7 protein-coding genes are annotated in these 8,648 nt (G+C 65.3%); 4 read left to right on the top strand and 3 right to left on the bottom strand.

What is annotated here, in order from left to right:
* The coding region (locus VKF82_02335) for a site-specific integrase (GenBank protein HME80892.1) at positions 1 to 403 on the bottom strand (403 nt) is incomplete at its 3' end.
* Between the two features lie 179 nt (positions 404 to 582).
* On the opposite strand from VKF82_02335, the gene VKF82_02340 reads away from it, so the two are divergent.
* The 3 genes from VKF82_02340 to VKF82_02350 are packed head-to-tail and all read left to right on the top strand — an operon-like array spanning position 583 to position 3,998.
* Positions 583 to 1,302, top strand: coding sequence for a hypothetical protein (locus VKF82_02340; GenBank protein ID HME80893.1), 720 nt, complete (start codon positions 583 to 585; stop codon positions 1,300 to 1,302).
* Complete coding sequence (locus tag VKF82_02345) at positions 1,299 to 3,524, top strand: hypothetical protein (protein HME80894.1); 2,226 nt, start codon at positions 1,299 to 1,301, stop codon at positions 3,522 to 3,524. Before VKF82_02340 ends, VKF82_02345 begins: the two co-directional genes overlap by 4 nt.
* Positions 3,525 to 3,539: 15 nt before the next feature.
* Positions 3,540 to 3,998 (top strand): hypothetical protein, encoded by a 459-nt coding sequence (locus VKF82_02350; GenBank protein ID HME80895.1) that lies wholly within the window; start codon positions 3,540 to 3,542, stop codon positions 3,996 to 3,998.
* 9 nt (positions 3,999 to 4,007) lie between these two features.
* On the opposite strand, the gene VKF82_02355 is transcribed toward VKF82_02350, so the two are convergent.
* A complete protein-coding gene (locus VKF82_02355; GenBank protein ID HME80896.1) occupies positions 4,008 to 6,191 on the bottom strand; it encodes an ATPase, T2SS/T4P/T4SS family in 2,184 nt (727 codons plus the stop codon).
* Between the two features lie 91 nt (positions 6,192 to 6,282).
* A complete protein-coding gene (mdh, locus tag VKF82_02360; GenBank protein HME80897.1) occupies positions 6,283 to 7,224 on the bottom strand; it encodes a malate dehydrogenase in 942 nt (313 codons plus the stop codon).
* 91 nt (positions 7,225 to 7,315) lie between these two features.
* Here mdh and VKF82_02365 point away from each other — a divergent pair, with 91 nt between their 5' ends.
* Positions 7,316 to 8,467, top strand: coding sequence for a citrate/2-methylcitrate synthase (locus tag VKF82_02365; protein ID HME80898.1), 1,152 nt, complete (start codon positions 7,316 to 7,318; stop codon positions 8,465 to 8,467).
* Positions 8,468 to 8,648: the final 181 nt, after the last annotated feature.

The following is an 8,648-nucleotide window of genomic DNA, read 5'->3' on the forward strand; positions in this document are numbered from 1 at the left end:
CGGTCCGCAGCAGCTGCCCGACCTCGCGCTCCTTGAGCACCTTGGGCAGCAGCTTATCGCGCTTGGGCGACTCGATGTCGGCCGCAGGGTCGTCATCCCGCTTGTTCTCGCGTTTGAGGAAGCGGTAGAAGGAGCGCAGCGCTGCGATCTTCCGCCGTACCGCCGAACCCGCATAGCCCCGGTTCGACAACAGCTCCTGGATGAAACGGATGATATCCGACTTGCCGGCCTTGAGCAATTGCGGCCAGGCCTTGCCGTGGGGCGACTCTTTGCGTGGATCTTTGGCCAGAAACGCGCCGAACAGCTCGACGTCTCCCGCGTAGGCGGCCACGGACAGCGGACTGCGCCCGCGGCCATGCAAATACCCCGCCCATTCGACGATGAGGGGGTCGGAGGGGAACACGGATTTCTTTCTCGGCATGGCGCACCTCGCAGTCCGACGGCCCTTCCGCTTCTCGTGAGCCGCTATCCCAGAATCCTAGTTTCATGATACCGAAGAAGAAGCGATTGCGCAAGGCCCAGCGCGGCCGGTGAACCTGATTTGCGGGGGCTTCTGCACCGAGCGGGCAATCAGGCTCGGGCATGACGTCGCCCGCGCCAGCGCCTCCGCCAGGCGAGCAGCAATCGAATTGGTGGGTCTTCGGGTGCATCGGAGCAGCCGCGCTCGGTGTGCTCGGCGTATTCGTCCTCTTGGGCTTGATCCTATGGACCGTCTCCCAGCCGGCGCTCCAGGCCCAACGCCGGGCGCCGGGCACCATGAGCACATCGACCGATGCGGAGATCGGCGACGTCTCGCCGCCGCGCGGTTTCGCGCGCACCCCTGGCCGCGTGTTCTACCTGGATCTCGACACCATGAGCGGCCATCAATCCAGCTGGGATCAGCAAGAGATCGCGCCATCGTCGGTTCTTCATGCTCGTTTCAGAGTGGTGAGATTAGGCCAAGACGCGTATTTTGTGCCTGCGTTCTGGTTTTGGGCACGTAGCTTAGGCCCAAAACCCGATTCAATGGAAGCCGGGTTGGAGCTGTCGCCGACGGACGGACTCCGCTCTCCCTTCGGGTTCAGGGCGGCGTATTACGATGGGCACCGTTTGTCGCAAGTACACCTCTTCAAGCTGCGGCCGGCCCTCCTCCAATGGATCGGCGTCACGATCGACTGGACGACGCCTCACCGGGTGACGATTTCGCTGAGCGACGGGGAAAGTCACAGTTTGCAGATCCCGTGGACGGTGGGCAGCGTGAAAGTATCGTCGTCGACCGGTGAAATCGAAGTGGACCCGCTCGAGCTCGGGATGATCCATTGAACGCGGACAGCCGCGGCGGACCCGCATACGACCGCCTTGTGCTGCAGATCATCCCCGGAATCTGCCTCGCGGGTGTCTTCTTCCATTTGGGCTACGTCGCGGCCGGCGGTCCGGTGTTGGACCATGTCGTGCTGCTGGTCTTGGGGCTGGCCGCGTACGGCCTCGGTTTTACGGCCGCAGCTGCCGCATTTGCGACGCGGCCGTGGTGGGCAACCCGAATATTACCAGCGCTGTGCTTCACGGCGTTTGTGATGTGGCTCGGCATCAGCCATCTCGTCAGCACCGCCGTGGTCAGCCCGCAGTTCGAACGGTATCAAAGCGATTCGCTCGCCTTTGACGCATACTCCGCGCAGCTCGTGATCCAGGGCAAGGACCCGTACGCCGTGAGCATGGCGCCCTCGGCGACGGCGTTCAACGTGTCGCCGCCGATCTACACGCCGACCGTCGAGGGCGGCCGCGTGTCGGTCGAGCCCTATCCAGCGCTCAGTTTTTTGGTCTACGTGCCTTTTGTGATGGCCCATGTGCAGTCCATGATCTGGGTCGACATCGGCTTTGCACTGGCCGCCATGCTGCTCGTGCTGCTGCTCGTCCCCGAGCGCACGCGGGTCTTCTTCGGCCTCTTCTTCCTTCTGATCCCGGAATTCCGCGACTTCGCGGTCGGTTCGGTCACCGATGTCGTGTGGTTACCGCTGATGATCGGCGTCGCGGCTACGTGGGAGCGAAGTCCGCCGTGGTCCGCGATCCTGCTGGGGCTCGCCTGCGCGGTCAAACAGGAGCCCTGGTTCATCGTGCCGTTCGCGCTCGTGCACTGGTGGCAGACGAACGAGCCCGGCGGCGCGCCGGCTGCGGCTTTCAAGAACCTCGCACTGTTGACAGCGGCGTTCCTGGCCCCGAATCTTGTGTTCGTGGCGTGGCACCCGGGCCAGTGGCTCGCGGGCGTGCTCAGCCCGCTCCTGTCGCATGCCGTGCCCCTGGGAAGCGGCCTGATCCAACTGCAGACCAGCGGCCTGTTGGCGCTGCCCCTGCGCGTCTACACGATCCTTTGGGTCAGCGCGCTCGTCGTCTGTCTCGCGGCCTACGCGCGCTGGCCCCAGCGTTTGGCATGGCTCCCGTTCATCGCGCCGGCAATCGTCCTCTTCTTCAGCCCACGCTCGCTGCAGAACTACTTCATCTATTGGCCGCTCGTGCTGGCCGTCTATGCGGCCACTGCCACGATGCAGCGCGAAGCCGCGCCGCTACGGGTGAGCCCGGCTTTGCTCAAACGGGCGGTCGCGGTCAGCGCAGCCGTCGTCGCAATCCTCGTCTTGCTCGCCGGCGTCGCGGCGGCCGGCGGTCCGATGACGATGACCGTGAAGCGTGTCGCCGTCGACCCCGACACGGGCTACGTCGATCGCGTGGTCCTCGATATCCGCAACCCGAGCTCGCGACCGCACGCGTTTCATTTCGCCCTTTCGAACCCATACAACGCGATCGTGTTCTGGCGCCCCGATCGATTCGACGTGCCGGCGCACGCAGAGCGGACGATCGAGCTGTCGCCGGCAGACCTCTCCGACGAGGTACCCCCTTCGCCGATCGCCGGTCTACAGGTCGTCGCCTTCGCGCCGCAGGATGAGATCGCCGTATACACGCGCCCGCTCTCGCAGAGCGCCGACACGCCGCACCCGCTGCGCAACGGGCGCCTGATCGCTGCCGTGAATAAGTTCCAGATGCTGCCCGTTCCATCGCCGCTCGCGTGGACCGCGCCACCGCAGCCCTTTCTCGACGGCCGTCTCGCGATGGTCTCGGATGGGCCGTTCGGGCGCGCGCTGCGGCTGCGGCTGACCCCATCGGCGCGCTCCGAATGGAACGTCGTGCGCGTCAGCCAGGCCTTCACCATGAACGGCTCGCGCTTCACGTTCTGGCTCAAGCCATCGTGCAGCGACGACTCCTCGAGCTCGCCCGCGCAGCTCTTCGCGATCGCGTTCACCGACGCGTCAGGCCGCCGGACCTATTACGTCGTCAACGCGTCTATCAAACAGCCGACGCGGCTTCAACGCGATCGCGATACGTACGTCGAGCTGCCAGGCCGCATCGGCGTGTGGAACCGCTACACGGTGGATCTCGATCCAGCAAGAGCGTCGCCCCGCGCCCTGATACCGATCGGCGTCGCGCTCGTCGGGGCCGTGCGGCACGATTATCGCGGAGCAGCCGGCGGCGAGTTCGGCGGAATCCTCGAGAACTAGGTCTAATCCGCAGGCATGGTCCGTGACGAATCGCATCTCCGCGCACTGCTGCGCGGCGCCCTCAAGGGAGGCACTTCAGTCGTGCTCGCGACGGTCGGCGCCGACAGCGTGCCGTCCACCGCGCTCAATAGCTGGATCGTCGCCAAAGACGAGCGCGTCGTCGCCCTCGCAATGGACACGCGCAGCTCGGCTTATGCCAACATCTCAGCCGGCCGGCGTGGGGTCGCCTTCGAACTGCTGGCCGACGATCTGATCCTCGCGGTGAAGGGCAGCGCTTCGATCGTCAAAGAGCGGCTCGCATCGGTGGCGTTCCCGTGCGCGTTGGTGCACATCAGCGTGGAGGCGATCCGCGACCACACGGTGCCTGAGGTGCGCTTCCAAGGACCGCGCTATACATATGCCGGCCACAAAGGGCATCGCAGCGACGTGGAAATCGCGATCTTCGAAGAACTCGCTAAGGATACGGTCGAATAAACTCGACCGCTACGCGGTGACGCGAAGGACTTCGCGCAGCGTGGTCTCGCCCGAGAGCATGCGGCCCAGCGCGTCATCGCGCAGATCCGTGAATCCGCGCGAGGTCACGTAGTCGAGCAGCTGCGTCGAATCCGCACCGCGGGCGATCAGACGGCGAAGACCCTCGTCCACCGCCACCACCTCGTGCACGCCCAGCCGTCCATAGTAACCGGAGTCGTGGCACTTCTCGCAGCCGCGGCCCCGGCGCAGCGTCTTGGGCGTCGCCACCGGCACGAGCTCTTGGAGCACCATCTGCTCGTCGAGCGGCACTTCGTAGTCTTCTGCGCACTGGTCGCAGATGCGGCGCATGAGCCGCTGGCCGATGCAGCCCAGCAGCGATGAGCCGATCATCGCGGGGTCCACGCCGATGTCCACCAGACGCGCGATGGCTTGGATGGCGGTATTGGTGTGCAAAGTCGAGAGCAGCAAGTGGCCGGTGAGCGCGGCGCGCACACCTAGATCGGCGGTCTCGCGGTCGCGGATCTCACCGACGTAGATGATGTCCGGGTCTTGCCGCAGCAGGGCGCGCAGGACCGAGGAGAATGTCAGACCGCGTTTCGCGCTGACCTCGACCTGGTTCACGCCCGAGACGCGATACTCGACCGGGTCCTCGATCGTGGTGATGTTGGTCGTGCCGTCATTGATCTCTTGGAGGCAGGCGAAGAGCGTCGTCGACTTGCCCGAGCCGGTCGGGCCGCAGCACAGGATCATCCCGTACGGCCGTTTGATCAAGGGCGCGAAGAGCTCGTAGTTGCGCTCGGAGAACCCGATCGCCTTGAGCGACTTATAGACCGGGTTCTTCTCGAGCAGCCGGATGACGATCTTCTCGCCGTACAGCGTCGGCAGCGACGAGATGCGCAGGTCGAAATCCTTACGCTTGTAGCGCATCGACATGCCGCCGTCTTGCGGCACGTGGCGCACGGTGATGTCCATGCGCGACATGATCTTGATGCGCGACACGACCGCCGGGTACACGTTCTTCGGCAGGGTGCGCAGTTCGCGCAGCACGCCGTCAAGGCGGAAGCGCACCGCGATCTTATCCGCGTACGGCTCGAGATGGATGTCGCTGGCACGGTCCTCGACCGAGGTGCGCAGTAGCGATTCCACCAGCGTGACGATGGGCGCGGTGTCGGAGATCTTGCGCAGCGTCTCGAGGTCTTCGACCTCGGTCCCGGAAGCGAACGCGGCCTCGCCCGAGCCCGGCATGGCCTCGAGCAGCTTGTCGACCGAGTGCAGGGAGGCGCCGCGGTAGATGTTGTCGATCGCGGTGGCGATGTCTTCGAGCAGCGCGAAGCGCAGCTCGACCGGCTGCTTGGCCCGGTTGCGCAGCATGTCGATGGTGAGCAGGTCGCTCGGATCGGCCATCGCCACGATAAGCGCTTCGTCGGTGCGCGAGACCGGCACCACCGAGTGATTGACCGCGAGATTCTCGGGGATGGTGTCGAGGTCGTTGCCCTCGGGGCGGTGGCGCTGCAGGTCGATGAACGGCACGTTGTAGAGCTCGCCCAAGAACTCGTCGACCGACGCGCGATCGACGATCTCGAGCTCGCCCAGCACGTCGCGGATCGGACGGCCCTGCATGAGCCGCGCATACAGTATCCGGTCGGAGTCGGCCGGGTCGATCTTCTTGACCTGCTCCATGCGCCGCACCAAACGCATGTAATATGAGTAATGCGCGGGCGTCATCGGCTCCGAGCCCGCCTTTTGGACTTCTTCTTCCGGACCGGCTGCGGAATCGACGAAACCGGTCGCGCCGTTGGCCGGCGCGTAGATCGCCTCGAGCATCGCGAAACGATCGGCCGGGCTGATATCGGTGAAGGTCAGGCCGTAGACGAACTCGCCCTTATCGACCTGATTGCGCCACGCGACCTCGACCGGAACGCGCAGGGTCTCGCCGCTGCCGATGCGGATCTGCGCCGTGCCGGTATCGCCGACGTTGAGCTCGTTGTGCGAGTCCAGCCGCAGGCCGCCGCCGCTGACGTCGACGGCTTCGCCGAGCGCCGCTTTGCCGTCGGTGGTCTTGACCGTGACCGAACAACGCAAACGGCGGCGCTTGAAGCGCCGAGTCGCTTTGGGCAGCTCGGGCAAAAGCGGCCGCGAAACCTCGGGAATCTCTCTGATCTTTGAGCTCGCCTGCCCCTTAGATGCCGCCATCGTCCCCCTGGACCGCGAGCCTGTGCTCGCCGTCACGCTCGGGCGTTCGCCCGGGCCCTATCTAGAGTATCGGCGGATTCCGCGAGGCGAATTACCCCGCGGCGGCCGGCTGCGGCAAGGCGTCGACGAGCGATTTGACCGCCTCGGCGCTCTTGTGCAGGGCTGCCTGCTCCTCGGCCGTCAGCTTGATCTCGATGACCTTTTCCAGGCCTTTCGAGCCGAGCTTGCACGGCACCCCGATGAACAGGTCCCGCAGGCCGTACTCCCCTTGAAGATAGACCGCACATGGCAGCACTTTGTGTCGGTCGTTCAGAATGGCGTCGGCCATCTCGGCGATGGACCGAGCCGGCGCGTAGTAGGCGCTTCCTGCCTTGAGGAAGTTGACGATCTCGGCGCCGCCGTTGGCGGTGCGCTTGACCAGCCGCTCGATGGTTGCCGCGTCGAGCAGCTCGGTGATCGGGATGCCCGCGACGGTCGAATAGCGCGGCAGCGGGACCATCTGGTCGCCGTGCCCGCCAAGCACGAACGCTTGCACGTTGTCCACGCTCACCTTGAGCTCGTCGGCGATGAACGTGCAAAAGCGCGCCGAGTCCAGCACCCCGGCCATGCCGAGCACGCGTTCGCGCGGAAAGCCGCTGACGCGGCGCGCGACTTCGCACATCGCGTCGAGCGGGTTGGTGACGATGATGAGGATCGTGTTCGGCGAGAGCTTGACGGCGTTGCGCGTCGCGTCGCCGACGATCTCCGCATTGGCCTTGAGCAGGTCGTCGCGGCTCATGCCGGGCTTGCGTGGAAAGCCGGCGGTGATCACGACGATGTCCGATCCCGCCGTGGGCCCGTAGTCGTTGCTGCCGGCGACGGAGACGTCGACGCCTTCGACCGGCAAAGCCTCTTGTAGGTCGAGCGCTTTGCCCTGAGGGATGCCTTCGACGACGTCCACCAGGACGATGTCTGCAAGGCCCTTCGCGGCGAGCCAATGAGCGGTGGTCGCGCCGACGTTGCCGGCACCGACGATGCTGACTTTCTTACGCATACAGACTCCTTTAGGCATGCGACTTTTACGGCTTCTTCTCGTTCCAGTCCTTGAAGTCGCCCTCTCGCGCTGTGCCGAAACGTGCACCGCTATGATTTCCACACCTCCGCCGCCCGAAGCCGGACTGCGCGGCGCAGTCGTCGGCAACACGAGCCTGTCGTCCATCAACGGCGACGAGGGCAAGCTGATCTATCGCGGCCTCGACATCCACGACTTGGCGCGCAACGCCACGTTCGAAGAGATCTGCTACCTGCTCTGGTTCGGCGCGCTGCCGACGCGCGCGCACCTCGACGAGCTGCGCGCCAAACTCGCGCAGCGGCGCGCGCTGCCCGCGCAACTGGTCGCGCTGCTCAAAGACCTGCCCTCGACGGCGGCGCCGATGGACGTGCTGCGCACCGCGGTCTCAGCGCTCGGCCTGTTCGATCCAAACGTCGCCGACATGTCGCGCGAGGCCAGCCTCGAAAAGGCGATCAGCCTGACCGCGATCTTCCCCACCATCCTAGCGGCGTATCATCACCTCAATCGCGGCGATGCCATCATCCAGCCGCGCGCCGATCTCGACACCGCGGCGAACTTCCTTTACATGTTCTTCGGCAAGGAGCCGGAGCGCGACGCCGCACGCGTGCTCGACGTGGCGCTCATCCTCCACGCCGACCACGGCATGAATGCATCGACCTTCTCCGCGATCGTCACGGCGGCGACGCTCTCGGATATGTACAGCGCGATCACGTCCGCCATCGGCACGCTCAAAGGTCCGTTGCACGGCGGCGCCAACGAAGGCGTCATCAAGAACCTGCTTGAGATCGACCGCCCCGAGCGCGTGGACGAATGGGTCACGGAGAAGCTGGCCAAGCACGACAAGATCATGGGATTCGGCCACGCGGTATACAAGGCGTACGACCCGCGCGCGACGGAGCTCAAGGCGATCGCCAAGGAGGTCGGCCAGCGCGCCGGCAGCTCGCGCTGGGTCGACCTGACAGAGCTCATGGAGCAGGCGGTCTGGCAGCGCAAGCAATTGTACCCGAACGTCGACCTCTACAGCGCGTCCGTCTACTACACGCTGGGGTTCCCGACCGAATACTTCACGCCGATCTTCGCGATGAGCCGCGTCAGCGGATGGTGCGCCCACGTGCTCGAGCAGTACGCGGACAACAAGCTGATCCGTCCGCGGGCGAACTACGTCGGCGCGCGCGGCGTCGCATACGTGCCGCTCGACAAGCGCGCCGCCGACATCACCCTGTAGTTCCGGGCTCCTGTAGTAGCGCATTCTTTGAACGCGCTAAATCGCCATCTCCATCATGTAGGGCGTGGTGGGCGCTTTGCTGCCCGCCATCGGCTCCACGCTGAACGCGACGATGTCGCCCTTTTGCACGGGCATGGACATGTCCATCATCGTCATGCCGCCGTGCATCACCATACCCGCC

The organism is Candidatus Eremiobacteraceae bacterium (genome assembly GCA_035314825.1).
Lineage (GTDB): Bacteria > Vulcanimicrobiota > Vulcanimicrobiia > Eremiobacterales > Eremiobacteraceae > JAFAHD01.

What these genes read in the sequence shown, in the direction of transcription:
- VKF82_02340 (HME80893.1), top strand. Translation starts at nt 583, where the DNA reads ATGACGTCGCCCGCGCCAGCGCCTCCGCCAGGCGAGCAGCAATCGAAT.
- VKF82_02350 (HME80895.1), top strand. Translation starts at nt 3,540, where the DNA reads ATGGTCCGTGACGAATCGCATCTCCGCGCACTGCTGCGCGGCGCCCTC.
- VKF82_02355 (HME80896.1), bottom strand. Translation starts at nt 6,191, where the DNA reads ATGGCGGCATCTAAGGGGCAGGCGAGCTCAAAGATCAGAGAGATTCCC.
- mdh (HME80897.1), bottom strand. Translation starts at nt 7,224, where the DNA reads ATGCGTAAGAAAGTCAGCATCGTCGGTGCCGGCAACGTCGGCGCGACC.
- VKF82_02365 (HME80898.1), top strand. Translation starts at nt 7,316, where the DNA reads ATGATTTCCACACCTCCGCCGCCCGAAGCCGGACTGCGCGGCGCAGTC.